This window comes from Streptomyces resistomycificus (assembly GCF_001514265.1).
Classification (GTDB): domain Bacteria; phylum Actinomycetota; class Actinomycetes; order Streptomycetales; family Streptomycetaceae; genus Streptomyces; species Streptomyces resistomycificus.
The window spans coordinates 143,661-165,633 of sequence record NZ_KQ948994.1 but is presented as its reverse complement, the minus strand read 5'-3'; the positions used below and the strand labels follow the sequence as shown (position 1 = coordinate 165,633).

Annotated in this window: 17 protein-coding genes and 1 pseudogene; 9 read left to right on the top strand and 9 right to left on the bottom strand. The window is 70.0% G+C overall.

What is annotated here, in order from left to right; genetic code table 11:
* Window positions 1-27 precede the first annotated feature (27 nt).
* The 3 genes from AQJ84_RS23645 to AQJ84_RS23635 all read right to left on the bottom strand — a co-directional run bounded on the left by AQJ84_RS23645 (window position 28) and on the right by AQJ84_RS23635 (window position 4,123).
* Window positions 28-552, bottom strand: a complete 525-nt coding sequence (locus AQJ84_RS23645) for a GtrA domain-containing protein (RefSeq protein ID WP_030038034.1) — start codon at window positions 550-552, stop codon at window positions 28-30.
* Between the two features lie 318 nt (window positions 553-870).
* Window positions 871-1,698 (bottom strand): class I SAM-dependent methyltransferase, encoded by an 828-nt coding sequence (locus tag AQJ84_RS23640; RefSeq protein WP_030038035.1) that lies wholly within the window; start codon window positions 1,696-1,698, stop codon window positions 871-873.
* Window positions 1,699-1,999: 301 nt separating this feature from the next.
* Window positions 2,000-4,123 carry a SpoIIE family protein phosphatase gene (locus AQJ84_RS23635; protein WP_053190999.1) on the bottom strand — a complete coding sequence of 708 codons (2,124 nt, stop codon included), beginning with the start codon at window positions 4,121-4,123 and terminating at the stop codon, window positions 2,000-2,002.
* A 325-nt stretch (window positions 4,124-4,448) separates the two neighbouring features.
* On the opposite strand from AQJ84_RS23635, the gene ku reads away from it, so the two are divergent.
* Window positions 4,449-5,537, top strand: coding sequence for a non-homologous end joining protein Ku (ku, locus tag AQJ84_RS23630; RefSeq protein ID WP_037802165.1), 1,089 nt, complete (start codon window positions 4,449-4,451; stop codon window positions 5,535-5,537).
* A 193-nt stretch (window positions 5,538-5,730) separates the two neighbouring features.
* A complete protein-coding gene (locus AQJ84_RS23625; RefSeq protein ID WP_051869565.1) occupies window positions 5,731-6,489 on the top strand; it encodes a GAF and ANTAR domain-containing protein in 759 nt (252 codons plus the stop codon).
* Between the two features lie 292 nt (window positions 6,490-6,781).
* Here the strand turns inward: AQJ84_RS23625 and denD are convergent, their stop codons facing one another.
* From denD to AQJ84_RS23600, 5 genes are all read right to left on the bottom strand, one after another.
* On the bottom strand, window positions 6,782-7,828 hold the full coding sequence (gene denD, locus AQJ84_RS23620) for a D-erythronate dehydrogenase (RefSeq protein ID WP_030038038.1): 1,047 nt from the start codon (window positions 7,826-7,828) through the stop codon (window positions 6,782-6,784).
* Between the two features lie 283 nt (window positions 7,829-8,111).
* Window positions 8,112-8,966 carry a carbohydrate ABC transporter permease gene (locus tag AQJ84_RS23615; RefSeq protein ID WP_030038039.1) on the bottom strand — a complete coding sequence of 285 codons (855 nt, stop codon included), beginning with the start codon at window positions 8,964-8,966 and terminating at the stop codon, window positions 8,112-8,114.
* A gap of 2 nt (window positions 8,967-8,968) precedes the next feature.
* The gene (locus AQJ84_RS23610) at window positions 8,969-9,976 is read right to left on the bottom strand and encodes a carbohydrate ABC transporter permease (RefSeq protein WP_030038040.1); all 1,008 of its coding nucleotides are present in this window, start codon (window positions 9,974-9,976) and stop codon (window positions 8,969-8,971) included.
* A 63-nt stretch (window positions 9,977-10,039) separates the two neighbouring features.
* On the bottom strand, window positions 10,040-11,383 hold the full coding sequence (locus tag AQJ84_RS23605) for an ABC transporter substrate-binding protein (protein ID WP_030038041.1): 1,344 nt from the start codon (window positions 11,381-11,383) through the stop codon (window positions 10,040-10,042).
* A gap of 88 nt (window positions 11,384-11,471) precedes the next feature.
* Entirely contained in the window at window positions 11,472-12,491 is a 1,020-nt protein-coding gene (locus AQJ84_RS23600) for a LacI family DNA-binding transcriptional regulator (RefSeq protein WP_030038042.1), read from the bottom strand.
* A 181-nt stretch (window positions 12,492-12,672) separates the two neighbouring features.
* Here AQJ84_RS23600 and AQJ84_RS23595 point away from each other — a divergent pair, with 181 nt between their 5' ends.
* From AQJ84_RS23595 to AQJ84_RS43140, 6 genes and pseudogenes are all read left to right on the top strand, one after another.
* The gene (locus AQJ84_RS23595) at window positions 12,673-14,010 is read left to right on the top strand and encodes a glycoside hydrolase family protein (RefSeq protein ID WP_030038043.1); all 1,338 of its coding nucleotides are present in this window, start codon (window positions 12,673-12,675) and stop codon (window positions 14,008-14,010) included.
* Window positions 14,011-14,385: 375 nt separating this feature from the next.
* A complete protein-coding gene (locus tag AQJ84_RS23590) occupies window positions 14,386-15,543 on the top strand; it encodes a DNA topoisomerase subunit B (protein ID WP_030038044.1) in 1,158 nt (385 codons plus the stop codon).
* A 154-nt stretch (window positions 15,544-15,697) separates the two neighbouring features.
* Window positions 15,698-16,342 (top strand): class I SAM-dependent DNA methyltransferase, encoded by a 645-nt coding sequence (locus tag AQJ84_RS23585; RefSeq protein WP_051869568.1) that lies wholly within the window; start codon window positions 15,698-15,700, stop codon window positions 16,340-16,342.
* 358 nt (window positions 16,343-16,700) lie between these two features.
* Window positions 16,701-18,404 (top strand): SpoIIE family protein phosphatase, encoded by a 1,704-nt coding sequence (locus AQJ84_RS23580; protein ID WP_079022647.1) that lies wholly within the window; start codon window positions 16,701-16,703, stop codon window positions 18,402-18,404.
* A 321-nt stretch (window positions 18,405-18,725) separates the two neighbouring features.
* Window positions 18,726-19,019, top strand: a pseudogene (locus tag AQJ84_RS44280) (zinc-dependent alcohol dehydrogenase); the annotation flags it as partial.
* A gap of 295 nt (window positions 19,020-19,314) precedes the next feature.
* The gene (locus AQJ84_RS43140; protein ID WP_030038049.1) at window positions 19,315-19,764 is read left to right on the top strand and encodes a protease inhibitor I9 family protein; all 450 of its coding nucleotides are present in this window, start codon (window positions 19,315-19,317) and stop codon (window positions 19,762-19,764) included.
* A gap of 364 nt (window positions 19,765-20,128) precedes the next feature.
* Here AQJ84_RS43140 and AQJ84_RS23565 read toward each other — a convergent pair whose 3' ends face one another.
* Entirely contained in the window at window positions 20,129-20,902 is a 774-nt protein-coding gene (locus AQJ84_RS23565) for a dienelactone hydrolase family protein (RefSeq protein ID WP_051869531.1), read from the bottom strand.
* A 109-nt stretch (window positions 20,903-21,011) separates the two neighbouring features.
* Here AQJ84_RS23565 and AQJ84_RS23560 point away from each other — a divergent pair, with 109 nt between their 5' ends.
* A complete protein-coding gene (locus AQJ84_RS23560) occupies window positions 21,012-21,494 on the top strand; it encodes a MarR family winged helix-turn-helix transcriptional regulator (RefSeq protein ID WP_030038052.1) in 483 nt (160 codons plus the stop codon).
* Window positions 21,495-21,973 lie beyond the last annotated feature (479 nt).

Genomic DNA, 21,973 nt, shown 5'->3' with positions numbered 1-21,973 from the left:
GGCCCGCCGGGCCCGCCCGGCACACGGTCAGGCGGCGCGGCACAGCACCGCCGAACCGGCCGGTGTCGCCGCGCGGGTCACCGTCGCGTGCACGGGTCGGGCGGGGCCGGCGGTGGCCGCGACCTGCGAGTGGTTCCGTGCGAAGACGACGAGGCGCAGCACCGCGAAGCGTCCGATACCGGCGAGTGCGGAGGCGGACAGGTAGACGGCCTGCTCGAGCACCGCACCGGGTGCCTCCACCAACCGCTGCAGGACAAGCATCGCCCCGCAGGTCACCGCGTACGCGGCCGTCGCGGATCCGGCCGACTGCGCATGCTGGCTCCAGGTCGCGCGCCCGCCCGCGCCGAAGGTGAAGCGGGCGTGCAGCTCGGTGGCCAGGAGCGTGGAGATCACGGTGACCAGGGCGTTGGCCAGACCCCAGGGCATCCGGGAGGCGAGGGCTGCCACGGCGAAGCTGGAGGCGAGCCCCACTCCGCCGCCGCAGAGCACGAAGCGGGCCAGGGAGGTGAAGGCGCCGGGTGCCACCTGCTGCCGGCTCTGCGCTGTCTCCATGATCCGACTCCCTTGGTCGCCCACTCCGCGAAGCACGGACCCCTGGACCTGCGAGGCCCTCGGCCCGTCGTTTCTCATGACAGAAACGCTACGTTGCATTCACAGAACGGGCAACAAAGTATTTGCGAAAGCTCAACATAATCCCAGGTCAAAGCAGATAAATCATTGCAATGGTCCGGAGCTAACGCAACAAGCCCCACTCATAAAGTTGCAATGGAATGAAGGTGAACGCTAGCCGGTCACACCGGCCACGGCTCGATCCGGGGCGCGGCGTCACAGCCGACAGCTCGGGGACGGGTCATCGCGGGTCATCGCGGGTCATCGCGGGGCTTCGCCGGGTTTCCATCCCCAGACGGTCAGCATGCCGGCCGACAACGCGGCGCATTCGTCGGAGTCCAGGTACCGGATCGCCTCGTCGACGCCCGTGCCGTCAACCAGGCCGGTGGCGAGCATCGCCTCTCTGCTCCGTTCCCACGTGTCCGCCCAGAAGCGGCTGAGGGGACTGCCCGGCAGCAGCGGCGGCACATGGATCTCGGCAGCGATGGACTCGAGCCCCGCCCCACGCAGCAGATGTGGGTACGACGGCACCCAGGAGACATCGGTACCGATAGTGGCCCGCAGCCCCTGCCACATCGCCCGCATCGCCGCGCCGTACGGCGTGCCGGGCACCCGGTCACTCGTCAGGTCGACCGCGTCGCTCAGCACCAGCACACCGCCGGGCGCGACGAGTTCGGCCAGAGCTGTGATCAGGCGTTCGCGCTCGGGCAGGTGCATCAGCACGAAGCGTGCGTGGACGAGCGAGAACCGGCCGGGTACGGCATCCGGGGCCGTGATGTCGGCCTCCAGCACGTCAAGCCCGGGCACGGGCCGCGCGCTCACGAAACGCACGTCCCGGTCCACCGCCAGCACGCTCTCCGCCCCGGCCTCCTCCAGCAACCGGCGAGAGACCGTGCCCGTTCCGGCACCCACGTCAAGACAGCGCCACCCCGGGCCGACCCCGAGGGCCCGCAGCCGCGCCATGGTGATGTCGTCGTACGCGAGGGCACCGAAGTCGATGCGCTCGCCCTCGCCCGCCTGTTCGGGACGGAAGACGGCCTCGCCGTAGCGGCCGCCATCCGACGCGTCCCCGCGCGGAGCGGTGGTCACGTCGCGGTCGGCGTGACGCCGAGGGTGTCGTCCTGGACGGGTTCCAGTGCCGGGTGGGCGAGGGACTGCGACATCGGGTCGTCGAACGGTGTCATGGCCGGACCTCTTCACACGGTGGGCTGTGCCGGGCAGCCCCTCCCACGGCCGCCAGACCGATCCTGCACCGGCCGCCGCCCACACAGCCGAGGCGCGCCGCACCTCAGCCGATCGGCCCTGGAGCCCGGCCCACGCGGCAGTCGAGCCGGCAACCCGGTCACGGCCAGACGGCGGCTCGTGTGAACAACGCTTCAGGTCAATCCATCTAGCGCGCGTGGATGAGCAGCAGCGCGACGTCGTCGCTCTGGAGCGCGGGCTGCCCGGCGTGGTCCACCAGGCTGTTGGCGAGGATCTCGATGTCCCGGGTGCGGGCCTGGGCCAGCCGGTCGGCGAGGCTGTGGATGGCGTCCTCGATGTCGACGTCGGGCGCTTCGATGAGTCCGTCGGTGTACAGCGCCAGCACGGAGCCGGGTGGCAGGCAGATCTCGGTGGTGGGGTAGTCGGCTGCGGGGTCGATGCCGAGCAGGAGGCCGGGCTGGAGGGGGAGGACTTCGGTGTGGCCGTCGGGGTGGCGCAAGATCGGAGGTGGATGGCCGGCGGTGGCCAGACAGGCGTGGTGACGGGCCATGTCGAGGGCGATGTAGACACAGCTGGTGAACAGGCCCGGGTCGAGGTCGACGAGCAGGCGGTTGGTACGGGCGAGGACCTCGCCGGGGGGTTCGCCGGCGGTGGCGTGGACGGCGGTTCGGACCTGTCCCATGAGGGTGGCGGCCTGCACGTTGTGGCCTTGGACGTCACCGATGGCTGCGGCGGCGGTCGTCTCGTCGAGGCGGATGAAGTCGTAGAAGTCGCCGCCGATACCGGTGCCGCGCCCGGCGGGGAGATAGCGGGCTGCCACCTCGAGGCCGGGGATGCGGGGCAGCGTACGGGGCAGCAGGCCGGCCTGGAGATTGTGGGCGAGCTGGTGTTGGGCGTCGTAGAGATGGGCGCGGTCCAGGGCCTGTGCGATCAGTCCGGCGAGGGCGGTGAGGACAGCACGTTCCTGCGGGGTGGAGAGATGGGGCTGGTCGTAGGCCAGAACCATGGAGCCGACGGGGCGGCCGGTGGTGATCAGCGGCAGGAACGCCCAGGAGGCCATGCCGTCCACGAGGACGGCGGGGGGATGGACCCGTTTCAGCTCCTCGAAGCTGGCGAAGAAGGAGGGGATGCCGGTGGTCAGGACATGCACGGCAGGGGTGTCGGCGCTCAGGGGGGTGGCGTCGAAGCTGTCCATGAGGTCGGCGGGATAGCCGCGGTGGCCGATGATCCGCAGTCGCCCCTCCTGTGTGGTCATCAGGGCCAGGGCCCGGGCGCCGAAGGCCGCCAGGACCTGGTCGGCGACCCGGTCGACGACATCGCGCACGCCGACGGCCTCGGTGAGGGCGACCGCGAGATGCGTCAAGGCGTAGAGGGCGGTGGCCCGGCCCGGTTCGGCGGGCGGCGCGGGGTGGACCAGCCGCGGAGGGTCTGCGTTCTGGGCCGCAGGAGTGGGGACGATGCGCACACTGATGCCGCTGGCGTCCGGGTAGAGGTGGAAGGACAGCCAGTGCCCCGGTGGGCGCAGCGTGGTGAAGGACGTGGGCTGGCGGCTGAGCGCTGCGGACCGGTAGCGGTCTTCGGCGACGGGGTTGTCCAGCCACGGCAGCGCCTCCCAGGGCCGTGCTCCCAGCAGGTCGGACACGTCGACGCCGAGGAGGTCGGCCGCGGCGATGGTGATGAAGGTGATCCGGCCGTCCACATCCAGCGAGCAGCAGCCGTCGGGAAGACGCTCGGCGAAGCCGACCGCGGCCTGTGCCTCGTCGTGCCCGGCGGTGCGGGTCCGCGGCGGAGGGAGTATCCGCGGCTCGGAACCCGGCAGCACGGGACGACCGCTGTCGGCGGCCTGCCGAAGGATCACGCCGAGGCGGTCGCAGACGCTCCGGATCTCCTCACGTTCGTGCATGCTCAGCGTCGGGGGGTGGGATGCGGGCCAGTGCAGCACCAGGCCGCCCCACAGGATCGGGCCGGTCGTGATCGGGGCGGCCATCATGGCGAAGGGGTGGGGCAGGACGAGCGCCAGTTTCGGGTAGTGGCGTGCCCGTTCCTCTTGGGTGCCGATCCACACCAGGCGGCGCTCCCGCACGGCGTCGGCCACCGGGGTCGACGCGTCCAGCTTCACCCGCGCCCACGGAACGGCGATCCGCCACGAGACTCCGCTCAGCAGAGACAGCTGCATTACGGGCTCGTCCGGTGACGGCAGGTAGAGCCCGCATACGCTGGCGCCGATCTCCCGCACGAACTGCAGCAGGACGGACTCCAGCGCCTCCGGGCCGAAGCTCTCAGAGGTATCGGTGGACGCGGCATCGGTCACGCTCTCACCTGCCTCTGCAGATGCCGGGTGATCCCCCCACACGCCCGGAGCGACTTCGAGCAGCCCGTGCGTCGGTGCCCATCGGGAACCCGTGCGACGCGGCTCCGGTCCGACAACACCGACCATCTCCCATATACGGACAATACGCCTGCAAGGCGTCCTTCATGGGCGTACGGCGCTTCCCCGACGCTCCGACGGCTGCACGGTGCCACTCCCCCGGCCCGCGCCCGACGCGCGCTCCGGGTCATGAGGTGCCAGCGTGGTGTCGACAGGAGCATCTGCGCTCGTCGCGCCGATGAGGACGGACGGACTGGAGTGTGCGGTCATGGCACGTGCGATCTGGACCGGTGTGATCACCTTCGGGCTGGTCAGCGTGCCGGTCGGTCTGTACACGTCGACCCAGGACCACACCGTCCACTTCCACCAGCTGCAGCGCGGCAGCGCCGACCGGATCCGCAACCGTCGGGTCAACGAACGCACCGGCGAGGAAGTGGACGGCAAGGACATCGTGAAGGGCTTCGAGGTGGCCGACGGCGAGTACGTGGTCGTGGAACCGGACGAGCTGGACCGGATCGCGCCGGGTCGCTCCCAGACCATCGACATCAGCGACTTCGTCGACCTGGCCGACATCGAGCCCGTCTACTTCAACCGCACGTACTACATCGCCCCGCGCGGCAAGGAGTACACCAAGGTCTACGAGCTGCTGCGTGCCGCCCTCGCCGAGGCGGACAAGGTCGGGATCGCCACGTTCGTGATGCGCGGCAAGCAGTACCTGACCGCCCTGCGCGCGGAGGACGACATCCTGGTGCTCCAGACTCTGCACTGGGCCGACGAGGTACGCGACCCGGACAAGGAACTGCCCGAACTGCCCTCCGGCCGGGCGGGGAAGGGCAAGGAGCTGGACATGGCACTCCAGCTGGTCGACACCCTCAGCGGCCCGTGGGACCCGGCCCGGTACCACGACACCTATCAGGAGAAGGTGCGCGAGCTGGTGACGGCGAAGGCCGAGGGCCAGGAGATCGAGGCGGCGGAAGGGGCGCCGACCGCCACGAACGTCATCGACCTGATGCAGGTCCTGCAGGGCAGCATCGACCAGGCCCGCGGCGACCGTAAGGCGGCAGGTGAGCCGGGGCGGAGGAAGGCGGCCCCGACGCGCAAGGCGGCGCGCAAGCCGGCCGCGAAGGCGGCGAAGCAGACCGCCCGCAGGCAGGCGCCGCCGAAGTCGGCCCGTGCCTCGGCCACGGCCCGCGGCCGGCGCGCCACAGGCAAGAGCGAGCTACGGCAGCTGAGCAAGGCGGAGCTGTACGAGCGGGCCACCGAGCAGAACATCACCGGCCGCTCCAGGATGAGCCGGGAGGAGCTCGTCGACGCGCTGGCCGGAGCGGCCGGACGCCGCAAGAAGAGTGCTGCCTGACACCTGGTGAGCGAGGCGGCCGGGCGGTGATGCCGGAGTAGCGTGTGAAGCGGAGGCCACACCGCGCCGCGCTTGCACGGGCGTAAGGCCGTGGCCGCACTGGAGGCGTGCCTTCGGATCCTGGACTCCGAAGCCCCGGTGGCAACGACCGATGCCGACCCAGGGGGCCGTGGGCCTTGCGAAGGAACACATGATGAATGGCCATGACAGGTACGACAGCAGCCAGATCCATCAGTGGGTACTGGAGACCGACTCGGTGGAGGACTTCCTGCAGACGCTGGCCGACGCCGCCCTGGAGCTGTCCCTCGCCGAGGGGGCCGGAGTGACCCTGGAGGGCGACGGCCGGCCGGTCACCGTGGTCAGCGTCGGGCCCCCGGCACCGAAGCTGGACGAGAAGCAGTACGGCCAGGACGAGGGGCCCTGCCTGCAGGCGCTGCGCACCGGTGTGGAGATCGCCGTACACGACATGCTCGGTGAGAGCCGCTGGGGCGACTACCCCGCCTACGCCGCCGCCTGCGGGATTCGCTCCTCCCTCTCGCTGCCGATCGCCCCGCACACGCACACAGCCGGCGCCCTCAACCTGTACTTCGGTCCGCCTGCCGCGTTCGAGCACACCGACCTCGCCGCTCTGCGCTCTCTGGCCGCGCAGGCCACCGGTGGCATCGCCCTGGCCCGACGCATCAGCGACACCCAGGAATTCGCCGACCAGCTGCAGACCGCCATGCAGTCCCGCAGCGTCATCGACCAGGCCCTCGGCGTGATCATGGGCCAGCGACGCTGCACCGCCCAGGAAGCCTTCGGCATCCTGCGCTCCGCCTCCCAGCACCGCAACATCAAACTCCGTGACCTGTGCACACAGATGATCACCAACCTCACCGGTGAGTCCCCCACCCTCCCGGAATTCCGCCCCAGTGCGGGCGATGCCGGAACCGAGGGGCCGTCGGGACGCTGAGTAGGTGCTCGCGGAACGGCGTCACGGAAACGCCGTGGCCTCGAACACCCCCTGTCTGCACTACTGCGATGCGACGGCTTTGACCCAGTCCGCGACGGCGACGACATCCGCCCACTGCGGGAGGGCGATGATCATGATGCGGGCGGCAGACCGCGGGATCACCTCGCGGAGATGCCCAAGCGCGACGCCTTCGCTTCCTGCCCCCTACCCCCGCACCTGACGCCGGCAACTCGCGCAGGTCGATGTCGAAGTCGGTCAATGCCCCGTGTCAGCGACCGCGTCACTGACCGCGTCACTGACCGCGGACCGCGTCACTGACCGCGTCACTGACCGCGTCACTGACCGCGTCAGCGTGATCGGTGAGGTAGTCCCGCACCACGGACACGAAACTCGGGTCGGGCCGCAGACCGAGGCCTGCGGCGCGCCGGTTGTCGAAGAGGGCGGGCCACGAGCCGACGACTGCTTCCACGGCCGGGTCGGGGGCGAGGGTCACCAGGTCGGCGATCGGGTCGCCGGCCAGCTCCCGGAGCGTGGCGAGCATCTCGGCGACCGAGACCGTCAGGGCGGGCAGGTTGACCGGCATCGCGCCGTCCAGGCGCCCGGGCCCGGTGCCGAGTTCGGCCTCGGCTATGCGCAGGATGCCCTGGACGGTGCGTCGCGGCGAGGACAACGCCACCTGCAGGCCGGGGTCGACCGGGCAGACGGCCGGCCGTCCCGCGAGCGGCTCGCGGATGACGGCGGAGACGAAGCCGGAGGCGGCCGCGTTCGGCCGGCCCGGCCGTACCGCGACGGTCATCAGCCGGGCGATCCGCCCGTCGACGAAGCCGCGACGCGTCATGTCCGCGATCAGGTGCTCGCACATCAACTTCTGTGTGCCATAGCTCGATTGGGGCGTCGGCAGCGTCGTCTCGCTGATCACCGGGGCCGGCCCCGGTGTCGGGCGGGTGCCGTAGACGGCGAGACTGCTGGCGAAGACCACCCGCGCCACCGGCCCACCGGCCACCGACTGCGCTCTCGCCGCCTGGAGCACCGCGCGGGTGGTGTCCAGGTTCACGCGCATGCCGAGGTCGAAATCGGCCTCGCACTCGGCCGACACCGCCGCCGCGAGATGGAACACCACGTCCACCGGTTCCGCGAACACCTCGGTCAGGCGGTCGACCACATCACCCTGCACCACCTCCACCAGCGGATCAGCCGTCGACCGCGGGTCGGGCCATGCGACGCGGTCGACCAGCACCAGCCGGGTGACCGGCTCGCCGGCGAACACTTTCCTCTTCAGCAGTGCTCCGGCCAGCAGGCGTCCCAGGAAACCAGACGCTCCCGTCACTGCGATCCTCAACCGCACACCCCCGTACTCGCGACCGACACCCCACCATCCCGCAACCGGCCACTTTCCCGAAAGCCCACCGCGAGGACGTAGGCGGCGAAGTGCACGCAGCGCCAAGGAAATGTGGACCGGCTGCCAAGGACAGCCCGTGATCAACCAGATGTCCGCCCTGACCGGAATCCCGCACCTCTGAGCGGGCTGCTCACACCCGCGATGCCTGAACCCCCGCCCACCCACCCGGCAGTCCCCTGTACGCGGGCCGTCCGCCTACAGGGGACACCTCTCGGGCAGCGGCTCAGCCCTTGACCGCGGAGCTGGCCACGCCTTGGACGAACCAGCGTTGGAAGAAGACGAAGACGATCAGTACGGGCAGGACCAGGAGGACGCCGAAGGCGAGGGTCTGGCCGTAGTCCGGGGGCAGTTGGGCCTGGAAGACGCTCATCTCCAGGGGGAGGGGGCGTACCGAGGGGTCGGAGACCATCAGCACCGGCCACAGGAAGGAGCCCCACTGGGTGAGGAAGGTCAGGATCGCCACGGACGCGAAGGCCGGCTTCGACATGGGGACGACGATGGCGAAGAAGGTGCGCCAGGGGCCCGCCCCGTCGATGCGTGCGGCTTCCTCGATACTCGGCGGGATCGAGCGGAAGAACGTGTGGAACTGGTAGACCGAGAAGGCGTTGGCGATGAACGGGAGCGCCAGGATGTAGAGGGTGTTGCGCTGGTCGTTGAACAGGTAGAAGAGCGGGACGGCCACCGACTCGAACGGGACCAGCATCAGCAGCAGGACGAGGGTGAAGACGGCGTTCCGGCCGCGCCACTTCAGCCGTGACAGCCCGTACGCAGCCATCGAGTTGACGAACAGACCGCCGGTGACGACGACGAACGCCAGCAGCAGCGAGATGCCCATGAAGCGCCAGAAGTAGCCGGTGCTGTCTGAGTTGAGGCTGTCGAGGACGGCTGTGTAGTTGTCGAGGGACAGGTGGGTGGGCAGGAAGCCGGACAGGCCGTCGAGTACCTCGTCCGACGGCTTGAGGCTGCCGACGAACAGGTAGAGGACGGGCAGCGCGAAGACGAACGCCAGGACGGACAGGACGGCGTAGTCGAGGAAGCGTCGCAGGGGTGTACGGGTGAGGCCCGTGGTGCTGCTCATGGTCAGTCCTCGTTGTCGGGCCGGACGACGCGGCGCTGGATGAGGGTCAGGGCGACGACGATCAGGAAGAAGACGACGGTGATCGCGGACGCCTGGCCGATGTTGTTCTGGTCGAAGGCGGTGGTGACGGCCTGGTACATCACGGTGCGGGTGGCGTCCTCGTTGAGGCCGCCGCCGTCGATGAGGACGTAGACCTGGTCGAAGACGCGGAAGGAGAGCACCGAGGTGAGCAGGACGACGAAGACGAGGGTGCCGCGGATTCCGGGCAGGGTGACGTGGCGGAACTGCTGCCAGCGGCCGGCGCGGTCGAGTTCGGCGGCTTCGTAGAGCTCGCCCGGGATCTGCTGGAGTCCGGCGAGGAGGATGACCATCTGGAAGCCGACGCCCTGCCAGATGGACAGCACGATGATCGAGGCCATCGCGGTGGCGGAGTCGCCGAGCCAGTCGAGGGCGCCCCAGTTGCCGAAACTCACCGCGTGCAGTGCGGAGTTGAGCATGCCCTGGTCGCCGCGGGCGAGGATGAGCCGCCAGATCACGGCGACCAGCGCCATCGGGAAGACGACCGGCATGAAGAAGAAGGACCGGAACAGGCCGATCGCCTTGAGCTTGCGGTTGAGCAGGATGGCCAGTCCGAGGGCCAGGGCCGTCTGTACGGGGACGACGACCACGGCGAAGGTGAGGTTGTTGAGCAGGGCCCGCAGGAAGGGGCCGGACAGGTCGGGGTCGGTGAACAGCCGCCGGTACTGCTCCAGGCCGAAGAAGGTCGGTGCGAGCGGGGAGCCGAGGCGGACGTTGTAGAAGGAGAGGACGACGGCGTAGCCGAACGGGATGGCGACGAAGGCTATGAGTCCTGCGACGGCGGGCGTGGACATGAGCAGTCCGTGCAACCAGTCGCGGTTCTTGCACACGGTGCGCGCCTGACGCACCGGACGCTCGGGCTTGACGGCGGTCACGGGTGGGGCCTTCTCCCGGGCGTGGGGCGCGGCGTGCGCCGGTTCGGCGGAGGTCACGGATGGGTCCTGTTCCCGGCCGGGGCGGGCGCGGCACATGCGGGCCCGCCCCGGCCGACGGTCCTACGGGATCTGGTAGCCGGCGTTGTCGGAGAAGTCCTGGTCTATGGCGCGGGCGGCCTTGGCCAGGGCTTCCTCGGGGTCGGCGCCGCCGTAGATCGAGTTGAGGGCCTCACCGAACTTGGCGGTGACGGTGGGGTATCCGGCGGTCACCGGGCGGGTCACCGCGACGCAGGACTTGGTGATGTCGCTGTCACCGCAGGGCTTGGCGAGCTGGTCGGCGAAGAGCTGGAGCGGTCCGCCCTGCTTGTACAGGGGGCTCGCGGCGAGCGCGCTCGTGGTGGCGGGCGGGGCGCCGTTGGCCGTCGTCATCGCGGTGACGTTGGCGTCGTTGAGCAGGTAGTCCATGAAGGTGCCGGCGGCCTTGGCGTTCTTGCTGTCGGCGCCGATGCCCCACGCCCAGGAGCCCTGGCCGGTCTTGGGGCCGTCCCCGAAGTCGGGCAGTGGCAGGACGACGAGGTCGTCGCCGAGGGCCTTGCTGTAGGTGGGGTACATCCAGTGACCGACCCAGCTCAGGGCGACCCGGCCCTTGGCGAAGGCGTTGCCGTCGGTGTTGGGGTCGACGTAACTCTTCCAGAACTGGAAGGTCTTCAGCGCCGACACGGCTCCGGGCGAGTCGAGGGCGCCCTCGGCCTTGCCGTCCTTGAGCAGCGAGCCGCCGGCCGACCAGACGATCGGGGCGAAGCCGTAGGTGCCCCACTCGGTGGCGAATCCGTTGTTCTCCTGGACGTCGAGGGTCTTGCCGTCGGAGTCCTTGGCCTTGAGCGCCTTGAGCGCGGCCGTGAACTCGTCCGCCGTCCAGGCGTCGTCCACGCTCGTCGGGTACTTCACCCCGGCCGCGTCCAGCAGCTTCTTGTTGCCGTAGACGCCCAGGCCGGAGTCGTACATCGGCAGGCCGTAGTGCTTGCCGCCGATCTCGCCCTGCGCCTTGCCGGCGGCGGTGGCGTTGCCCATGGTCTTGACGGAGACGTAGGAGTCGATCGGGGCGAGCTTCTTGTTGTAGACGAAGTTCGCCATGGTCGGGCCGTCGAACTCCATCACGTCCGGCAGCTTGGAAGCGTCGGTGGTGGTGATCGTCTTGGTGTAGTCGTTGCCGGGCAGCAGGGTCAGCTCGACCTTGATCTTGCTCTGCGCGGAGTTGAAGGACTTCACCGCGGCCTGCAGCGCGGCGTCCTCGCTCTTCTGGCCCTGGTGGGCCCAGACCTTGATGGTGCCCTTGCCGCTGCCGGCCTCCGCCGACGCGTCGGTACCGCTGCCCCCGCCGCAGGCGGCCAGTGCCGCCAGGGGCAGGGCGAGAGCCAGGCCCGTACAGGCTGTGCGGCGGAACCTTCTGCTGGTCGAGCTCATGATCTGTGCCTCCGTGCTGTGGCGAGGGTCAGTGGTGCGGGCGGGTGTGCGAGGCGTGGGGGTGTGGGGCTCGGAGAAGGGGTCGTGGTCACTGCGGTCCGCGCGGCCGGGGTGGGGCCGTGGTCTCGCGCAGGACGAGGCGGATGGGCATCTGGACGTGCCTCGGGGGCTCGGCGCCGGGTTCGTCGAGCTGGCGCAGCAGCAGCCGGGCGGCTTCGGCGCCCTGTTCGGCGACCGGCTGGGCGACGGTGGTCAGGCCGACCACGTCGGCGAGTTCGTGGTCGTCGAAGCCGACGACGGACACGTCGTCCGGCGCTTTGAGACGGTGGCGGCGCAGGGCGCGCAGGGCACCCATCGCCATCTCGTCGGACTGCGCGAAGACGGCGGTCGGCGGGCGGGAGGCGGCCAGCAGCTCGGTCATGGCCCGCTCGCCGCCCTCGACGGTGTAGTCGCCGTCCGCCTCCAGGGCCGCGTCGTGCTCTATCCCGGCCTCGGCCAGGACGTCCAGGTAGGCGTTGCGGCGCTCGATGGGGGTGGTCCAGTGCAGCGGCCCGCTGGCACCCGAGATCATTCCGATGCGGCGGTGGCCGAGGTTGACCAGATGGCGTACGGCGCTTTCGGTGCCGGCCCGGTCGTCGATGCCGACGACGGTGAAGCCGGGCCGGGTGCCGCCGACCGTGGTGGCCAGCGGCACTCCCAGTGAGCGCAGCGCCGCCGACTCATCGTCGTCAGGGATGAGAAGTGACAGTACGGCGTCCACCCGCTTGCGGACCGGCAGTTTGGTGAAGAACCGCTTGCGGGTCTCCGGCGAGCCCAGGTTGTACAGCAGCACGTCGTAGCCGGCGGTGCTGAACACCTTCTCCGCGGCGTCCAGCACCGTGCCGAAGAACCAACGGCCCACGTAGGGGACCAGCACGCCGATGGTGTAGGTGCGGCCGCTGGCCAGGCTGGAGGCGGAACGGGACGCGGTGTAGCCGAGCTGGGCGGCGACGGCCGCGATCCGGTCGCGCACCTCGTCGGACACGCCAGGGCGGCCGCGCAGGGCGCGGGACACGGTGGACGCGGAGACGCCGACCGCCTGAGCGACGTCGTTGATGCTGGCCGTCACGGCGCAGTTCCTCCCGTTGGTTTCACATCGGTGTGATCTGTGAGTGACGTGACCGTAAACCCGACTACCTTGTTGCGCAAGCGTTTGCGTTCATATTTACTTGGGCCGATTCCGAAGAGAGTTCGTTTTGATCGATGGTCAGCGCATGCGTTTGAGCGCTGTGATCCGACAGGAAATGCGCATGCGATACGCCCCGCCCGGCCTCTGCGTGAACGACTTCGCCCTGCTCCGGGACGAGGACGGCACGTACGCGGTGCTGCACCTTCAGGGCCCCTGGACGGCCGAGTTCGACCACCTGCGGATGGAGACCTCCTTCGGCCGTGCCACCTCCACCGACCTGGTCGGCTGGAAGCCGCAGGGGCCCGTGTTCGGGGTGGGCCTGCCGGGCCGCTTCGACCAGCAGGCGGTGTGGACCATGCACCCCGTGATGCACGGCGCGGGAATGGCGATGTTCTACACGGGCGTGAGCGGGCTGACGGCCGACGGCTGGCCCGTCCAGTCGGTCGGCCTCGCGTACTCCGAGCGCACCGACGGCACCGGCTGGCGGCGCCACGGCACCGGACCGGTCGTCGAGGCCGACCCGCGCTGGTACCGCACCGGCGCTCAGATGGCCTGGCGCGACCCCTTCGTCGTGCGCGACGACGAGGGCGACGGATGGCTCATGGCCGTCTGCGCCAACGACGCCTCCCTCCCGGTCGAAACCGGCGGCTGCGTCGGCTGGGCCACCTCCGACGACCTGGAGCACTGGACGGTCCAGCCGCCGCTGGTCTCGCCGGGCGACGTGGACGAGTTGGAGTGCCCGGTCCTGGAACGCCTCGACGACGGGAGCTGGCTGCTGATCGGCTCCATCGGCGCCACCCGTGGCTTCGAGTCCTGGACGGCCCCCCGGTTGCGCGGTCCCTGGACCCGCCGCGGCCCACTCGGACCCACCGGCTCCTACGCCCCCCGCGTCATCGCCGCCCCGGACGGCTCACGCGTCGTCCTGCACACCACCCCCCGCCAAGTCGGCCTGACCGACACCGGGGACCGCTGCCGAGGCATGCTCGCCCAGCCCAAGTCCCTTGTCGTGCACGGCGATCGCGCGCCGCGCCTGGAATGGTGGCCCGGTCTCGACGCATGGCTCGGCGAGAAGACCGACCAGCCAACCCTGCACGCGGTGGGCGACATCGACATCACCGGACCCGTCGAGGTCACCCTGCGCAGCCACACCGACGGCAGGCGCTCCGCCCTCGCCGTGGGCTGCGACGGCGAGAACCTCTGGATCACCGGCCCCGACGGCACCCGCCTCGGCGAGACCGTCCTGGCCGCACCGGCCACCACGCTGCGCGTCCTCATCATCGGCGAGTACGTCGAGGTCTACGCCGACAACGTCTTCGCCCTCACCACTCTGTGCTACTCCGGGCGCCCCGCCGCGTGGTCGGCCGTGACCGGCGACGACCGCCGTACGATCCCGGTCCGCCCGATCAGGCTGCCCGACCCCGAACGCGACGACGCCTCCGCCATCTGGCCCGGCCCCTGAGCGACGTGCGAGTGGTGGGATGCAGGTACTGGTGCTGATCTAGCCTCCCTGGCTCTCCCTGGCCGTCCCTGGTCACCCCTGGTCGCGCTTGGTCGTTTTGGTCGTATTGGGACGTCGTCCCTGGACGACCTCCCAAGTACCGGAATCGGGGACCTCAAGGGCGTCGGAAACAGGGGCGTGCACGGCTTCGACGGGCCCCCGGGCGCACTGTGGGCACGGTGCGTGGCTCCTGGGTCGACCGCACCCTCGCAGGTCCTCACCCACCCGTCCACGCCCTTAGCGAAACAGCTCTGACCTGGCCTTTTCCTCGAATTCGCCTAGGCTGGGGACGTCTGCCTGACGCCCATGGGAGGGGACTTCGTGAGTGGGGAAGGTATGGGGTACGACGCTGCCCGTATCGAGGTGCTGGAGGGACGGGAAGCCGTCCGGAAGCGTCCCGGGATGTGGGTCGGCTCGACCGGCGAACGCGGCTTGTACCAGATGGTGTTCGAGGTCGTCGACTGGGCGGTGAACGAGGGACTGGCCACGGGTTCCGGCTTCGTCAGCGTCACGCTCACGCCCGACGGCGGTGTACGCGTCACGGACGACGGACCAGGGGTTCCCTTCGAGGCCGGGGTTGTCCGGGGCACGGACGCCCCGGGTCTCGAAGCGCTGCTGACCACCCCGCGCCCCGGGCCCGAGCGAGAAGGTCGGCACATCGTGGCCGTGAGCCATCCTGGTGCGGGACTCCTCGTCCCCAACGCCCTGTCGAGCCGGCTGACGGCCGAGGTGCGGCGCGATGGAGTCCTGCGAGTACAGGAGTACGCGCGCGGTGTCCCGGTCGCCCCGCCCGCCACCGTGTCACCCGCGACCGGAAGCGGGACGACCATCACCTTCTGGCCCGACGCCGACATCTTCGAGACGACACAGTGCTCGTTCGCCGTGCTGGCGGAGCGTTTCCGGCAGGTGGCCTTCCTCAACCGGGGTCTGGGGATCTCGTTGACCGAGGAGCGTGCGGCGGGCGATGCCCGCGCGGTGCTGTTCCGCTTCCCTGACGGAGTGCGGGACTTCGTGGCCGCACTCGACGCTGAGACAGGCGCGGGCATCCATCCGGACATCCTCTGCTTCGAGTGCGAGGACCCGCGGATGGCAGGCACGATGGAGGTCGCCCTCATGTGGATGAGCTCCCACAAGAGACCGGTGCGGGGTTTCACCAACAGCCGGGCCACTCAGGAGGGCGGCACGCACGTGGACGGCTTCCTCGACGGGGTGGTGGGCGCGGTCACCGCGTACGCGCGGCAACGCGGACTGCTGGGTGCGGCGGACCCCGGCCCCGACGCCGTCCGGATCGGCGAGTGCTGCACGGCAGTCGTGTCGGTGAAGCTCGACCGTCCCGAATTCCTCGGCGCGACGCGCGGCCTGTTGGGCAACGCCGACGTGCGGGGCTGTGTCGATGAGGCCGTCCGGCGACACCTCGGCGACTGGTTCGAGGAGCGGCCGGAGTGGGCCACGAGGGTGGTCAACCGGGTCGTCGGGGACGATCACCGGGACTGAAGGGCAGCGGAAGGCTCCGCGGACAGGCCGCGGCAACGGCCGACGACCAGCCGTCCGGACCCCACCCAAGTATGTACAAGTGTGAAAAAATTGCAGGCGAGGCAGAAGGAGGATCCCCGTGAGCAACCCTGCCGACGAGCTTGGCTACGGGAGCATGCGGCTAGACCGCACCGGCCAGGCCGAGGCCTTCGACGCCATCGGCGACGAGTACGACGACGCCTTTCCCCACAAGGAAGGGCAGGTCGCGTCCGCCGAGTGGCTCGTCAGGTCCCTCCCGGGCGGGTCCCGGGTACTGGACCTGGGATGCGGCACCGGAGTCCCGACCGCCCGCCGACTGGCGGAGGCGGGCTTGCAGGTGGTCGGTGTCGACCTGTCGGACAGGATGATCGGGCTTGCCCGTGAGCACGTGCCGACCGGGGTGTTCCACCAGGTGGACATCGCGGACCTGCGGCCCGGAGGATCACGGGACCTCGGCCGGTTCGACGCGGTGACGGCCTTCTTCTCCCTGCTCATGCTGCCGCGCGCCGAGATTCCCCTCGCGCTGCGGACCATCCACCACCTGCTGCTTCCCGACGGCCTGTTCGCGCTGTCGATGGTGGAGGCCGATGTGGACGACTTCTCGATCCCGTTCATCGGAAAGACCATCCGGGTGTCCGGCTATCTGCGGGAGGAACTGCGCGAGGTCGTCGAGGCGGCGGGCTTCGAGATCGTCGAGGAGTCCTCGTACACGTACGCTCCGGCGACCGCGGACGTCCCGCCCGAAGTGCAGATCTTCCTGCGCTGCAGACGACCCGCCTGACGACGCCTGATCTGCCCGCCCCCGACGCGGGCTCGTACGGCCGGAAGGACAACACGTGACGAAGCGTCTCGGAGTCGACGGAGACACCGGCGGGCAGGCAGCCGGGGTGCCTGGACCTGCCACCCGCTCGCATCGACGGCGACCACCCGCTCCGTCACCCGGGTCCGGCGACCAGGCCGACAAGGCCCGTACGCAGTCAGGTGAGGATCCCCGTTCCCAGGACAGCGGCCGAGCGAAGCGCAGGTCAGCCGCGCAAGCTCCCACAGGACAACCGAGCGGCACCCCGAACGACCTCACCGAACCGCAGACCGACAGGCTCCGGTACCTCGACGCGGCGACCCGACAGATCGCCCGGGGCATGAACCTCGACGAGACGTTGCACGAACTGTGCCAGGCGGCCGTACCGGCATTCGCCGACGTGGCGTTCGTTCACTTGTACGCCCCACTGCCGGTCGGTGACGAGACCGCCGCGCCCCACGGCGTCCTGCGACTGCACACCACGGACCGCGCACCGCCACGGAAGGCGGCCACCGGTGGGACCGGGCCACTCCCCCCAGCCGCCGACACCGTCCAGGCGGCAGAGGCCGTGCGACCGGCTGCCACCGGTCCGCTCGCCAAGCTGCTACGGGCCGGGCAGCCGGTGTTCGGAGACCGCCCGGGCATCCGTTCCGTGGTGGCCGAGCTGCTGGGGGTGGCGAACGATCCCGCCGCGGTGCCGCCCGGAAGACGGCTGATCCTCGCTCCGCTGCACGGCCGCAGCCACGCCATGGGCAGCGTCGTCCTGATCCGCGGACCCGACCGGGCGGACTTCACCGCCGACGACCTGATCGTCGCCTCACAACTCGCCACCCACACCGCACTCGGGATCCACAAGGCGGTGCTGTACGCGCATGAGGCGTCCGTCGCGGACACGCTCCAGCGCACGATGCTCCCGCCGTCGCTGCCCAAGCCGGCCGGAGTCCTGCTGGCCAGCCGCTATCTGCCCTCCTCGCGGACCGCGCAGGTCGGCGGTGACTGGTACGACGCGATCCCGCTGCCCGGCAACCGGGTCGCGCTGGTCATCGGTGACGTGATGGGCCATTCCATGACCTCGGCCGCGATCATGGGCCAGTTGCGCACCATCGTGCAGACCCTGGCCGGGCTCGACCTGCCGCCGGACGAGATCCTGCACCACCTCGACGAGCAGGCGGAGCGTCTGGGCAGCGAACACACGGCGACCTGCCTGTACGCGATGTACGACCCCGTACTGCACCGGTTGCTGGTCGCCAACGCCGGTCACCTGCCCCCGGTCCTCCTGCACCCCGACGGCAGCACGGAGGTCCTGCTGGTCCCGCCCGGAGCTCCGATCGGTGTGGGTGAGGGTGAGTTCCAGTCCTTCGAGATGCCCGCGCCGACCGGAGCGACCCTGCTGCTGTACACCGACGGCCTGGTCGAGTCCCGCGACTCGGACGTGCTGACCGGCGTGGACCGGCTGCGCGCACGACTGCGAGCAGCCACCTCGGGCTCCGCGCCCCCCGCGCTGGACGAACTGTGTGATCAGGCCCTCGGCACTCTGGGGGCGGGAGGCCGGGACGACGACATCGCGCTCCTCGCCGTCCGGTTCGAGGGCATCCTGCCGGAGACCGTCGCCTACTGGTACCTGGCTCCGCGTCCACAGACCGCGCGACAGGCCCGTCGGCTGACCCGCAGGACACTGCACGGCTGGGGACTCGACTCCCTGGCGGAGTCCACCGAGCTCATGGTCAGCGAGGTCGTGGCCAACGCCGTTCGCTTCGCCTCCCGACCGATCACCCTGCGCCTGCTCCGCACGGACGTACTGCGCTGCGAGGTGGGTGACGACTCGTCGCTGGTGCCGAGGATGCGGCACGCCCAGCTGAACGACGAGGGCGGCCGGGGCCTGTTCCTGGTGGACCGGCTCGCACAGCGCTGGGGAGCGACACGGGTGAGTACGGGCAAGGTGGTCTGGTTCGAGCAGCCGCTGCCCGTCAGCTCCCACACCGCATCCGTCACGTCCATCAACGACGGATCAGACCGCCGTTCCGCAATCGATCCGGTGGTGTAGACCACGTTGGCCACGTCCCGGACGGCGAGCAGTTGCACCGCGTACCTGCCTATTCGCCGGTGGCGCCGTTGACCCGCACGCCCCGCCCCGGTGCGGGGCGATGTGATCGACAGCGGCGGTGGCGGCAGCGCGGTGGCGGTGGCGGTGCATGGCCGACCGCGCGGTGGCGCCAAAGGCAGCGCGGCGGCGGTGAAGTCCAGCCCGGCCGGCTCGGCCACGCCGGTGGCAGCAGACAGCAGCGCGTACTCGGCGAGCTGTGCCGGACCGGATCGGCGAGAAGGCCGAGACGATTGGCGGCGATCGTCACCTGACCCCGGCAGCCCTCACTTGGCCATGTACGGCGCACCGATCGGCGGGAACTGGGGCGGCCTCTTCTCCGACCTGGTCCGCGTCCCGTGGGCGGACGCCATGCTCGTACCCCTGCCCGTCGGACTCGACCCGGTAGCCATGGCCTCGGCCAGCGACAACTGGTCCCTGTCCTGGCGCCTGGTCGCCCCGCACCTCAGGAACAAGCCCGGCGCCCGCGTCCTGGTCGTCGCCCGCGGCAGCATCGGCCTCTACGTGTGTGACATCGCTCGCGCGCTCGGAGCCTCCGATGTCCTGTACGTCGACCCACTTTGCCCGTGGCCGCCCAGGTCACGGAAGTCGAGGACCGCAAGATCCACGTCACCGGCTCCATTCACCACCGAAGCGGCCCCCTCCCCCTGCCGGGCACATGAATCGTTCCGCCGGTCCCGCAGGCCGCCTGGAGAAGCGCCCGTGAAGCATCTGTGCAGGGTAGATACAACTTTAAACCTCAAGATTCCATTTGGCTGCGACTCCTGTGACAGTGGATCCATGGGGAGATCACACATGTCAAGTCGACCGATTGGGACCCAAGTTGACCTCCAACCACCAGCATCGCGGGACAGTGGGCGCACTTCTGATACCCGTCCTGGCCGGAACCCTGGTATTCAGCGGTGCCGTGCTGCCCGCGCTGTCCGAGGCACCGGCCGCGGGACAGCAGAACGACTCGGGCATCTACGTCGTGCAGCTCAGTGATACGTCGGCCGCGTATGACGACGGCGCGCTGGACGCCGTCCCGGACGGGAAGAAGCTGCACGCCTACCATTACACGGCCCACGGTTTCACCGCCCGTCTCACCGGTGAACAGGCCGCCGCGCTGGGCGCATTGCCCTGCGTGACGTCCGTGACCCGTAGCACGCTCGAGGAACCGCCCTCATCGGTGCCTGCGAACCAGGGGCACGACCTGGCGCCCCCAGCTCCCTCGCCCGCTCCGCTGCCGGCACCTTCTCCTCCGACGCACCACGGCGAGGTTCCCGCCCCCGCGCCTCAGTCCATGGGCGGGCAGCCCGCATAGGTCCGCCGGCCGCCCGACGCGGCACCCGGGACAGCTCGCCACGGCGGTGGACGACGCTCCCATCGGCGGCCGCCAAGCCTGCACCGGCGCCAAGGCAGGGTCTGGCTCCACCTCAATCCGACCGACCGGCGCCGAGTCGTGCCGCCGGGGTGGTGTCGCCCAGATCAGCACCCTGATGCTCGACGACCTCGACGGCGGCAACCTGCTGAGCAGCAACCACACAACCACCAAGACCAGCCGCGCCGGCAACCACCGGATCAGCGCCACGTCGCGCGGACAGGACGCGACGCTGGACCGCTCCGCGTCGACCGGCAACTGGAACAGGCCGCCGAACAGCAGCTTCGGTGACGTCCGGGTTCTGCCGTCAGCTCTCCGGGAGTTCAGGGAGCCGCGGCGGCACGGGTTTCAGTCCGCCCAGAGTGAGGTCGAGGAGGGGGAGCAGCCGGTCCCAGTGGCGCTGCCGTGCGGAAGGGCTGAAGGCGTCGGTGTCGCACATGGTGAAGCCGTGGACGGTGCCGGGGTAGATCTCGGAGGTGTAGTCGACACCTGCGGCGTCCAGGGCCTGGTTGAGCTCGCCGAGGGCCTCGGGCGTCACGTCGGTTTCGGCGTGGCCGAGGTGGACCTGGGCAGTGATCTCGGCGAAGGCGTCGGGCCCGTCCGCGCCCACGGGGCCGTGGAACGCGGCGAGGGCGGCCACTGCGCCGGGGTGGGCAGCTGCGGTGCGCATCGCCAGGAGGCCGCCTATGCAGTAGCCGGTCACCGCGACCGGTCCGGCGCAGACCTCGGGCTGGGTGGTGAGGAACCTGAGGTAGGCGTCGGCGTCGCTCAGAACACGTTCGACGGTGTGCGCCTCGATCAAAGGCATCAACTGGGCCATGAGCGCGGGCCGGACCTCTTCTCCGATGTATTCGGGAAGTGCGATCAGCGGTGCCGGGCCCTGGCGGTAGAAGACGTTGGGGACGAGCACGTAGTACCCGTGCCCGGCCAGTTCACGGGCCATCTCCCGCAATGCGGGCCGGACGCCGAAGCCGTCCGCATACATCAGCACCCCTGGGTGCCGCTCGCCGTGGTCGGGGAAGGCGGCGAAGGCATCGGCCTGGCCGTCTGTGGTGGGGATCTGCAGTGTTCTGGTAGGCAAGAGCGTCCTTCATCGGAGTTCACTCGATAAACGTTCGTCGCACTAACGTTTTCGGCGCGAATGAACGTACATCGTTAGTCGGACTAACGCAATGGATAGGATGGGCGCCATGATCAGAGCCGAAGCCGCGGACCTGCCCGACGACGGCGCGCTCAAGACGCCCGACAGGCTGAGTCGGCGGGCGAGCCGACTGTTGTCGCAGCTGACCACGCGGTCGGACCGGCTGATCACCGAGGGACTGGCCCTGGCCGACGCCCGCAAGTGGCACTACGCCGTGCTCGCCTCACTGCAGGAGCACGGGCCGGCCAGCCAGGCGGAACTGAGCAGACGCTCCGGTATCTACCGCAGCGACATGGTCGGCGTGCTCAACGAACTGGCCGAGCGTGATCTTGTCGAGCGGGCGCCGGATCCCGATGACCGACGCCGCAACATCATCACGATCTCAGCCCGAGGCCGCATTCACCTACGCCGCCTCGACAAGGTCCTGGACGACCTCCACGACGAACTGCTCGCACCGCTGAGCCCGGCCGAACGCGACCAGTTCGTGCAGGTGCTCACCCGCTTGCTGGACCACCACACCGGGACCGCCTGACCCCGCGTTCCTACCGAACTCGCGCTTACCCCCGACTGATACACACGGAGCCTGAGCAGCGGCCGGCCCCGGCGCACGACCCTCACTCCGGGAAGTCCTGATCGGCTCCGCCATCGCCCTCGGCGTCATGACGGCGGTCTCGGTCGGCCTCGGCTGGTTCGTCGCCCGCCGGGTGCTGCGCCCGCTGCGCGTGATGAGAGCGGCCACACGGTGAAAGACCGGACAGCCAGGCACCAGCCCATCGAGCACCACGTGCGTCTCGCGCTGAAAACAGCAACACAGCGCTGAGAGGGCCCGCGACGCGTCCGTTTTCGCGGCAGTGGCCATGCCCGGCGCAACCGATCTGCCCCCTTGGCTCTTGGCCCCAGCCCCGTCACCGCAGCGCAAGTGGGGCGACAAACCGGGACACGACCAGCGCCGGCCCGTCTGCGGCAGCGATGGCCGCGGACGGGTCCGGCCGGTGGCTCAGCGCATACCGG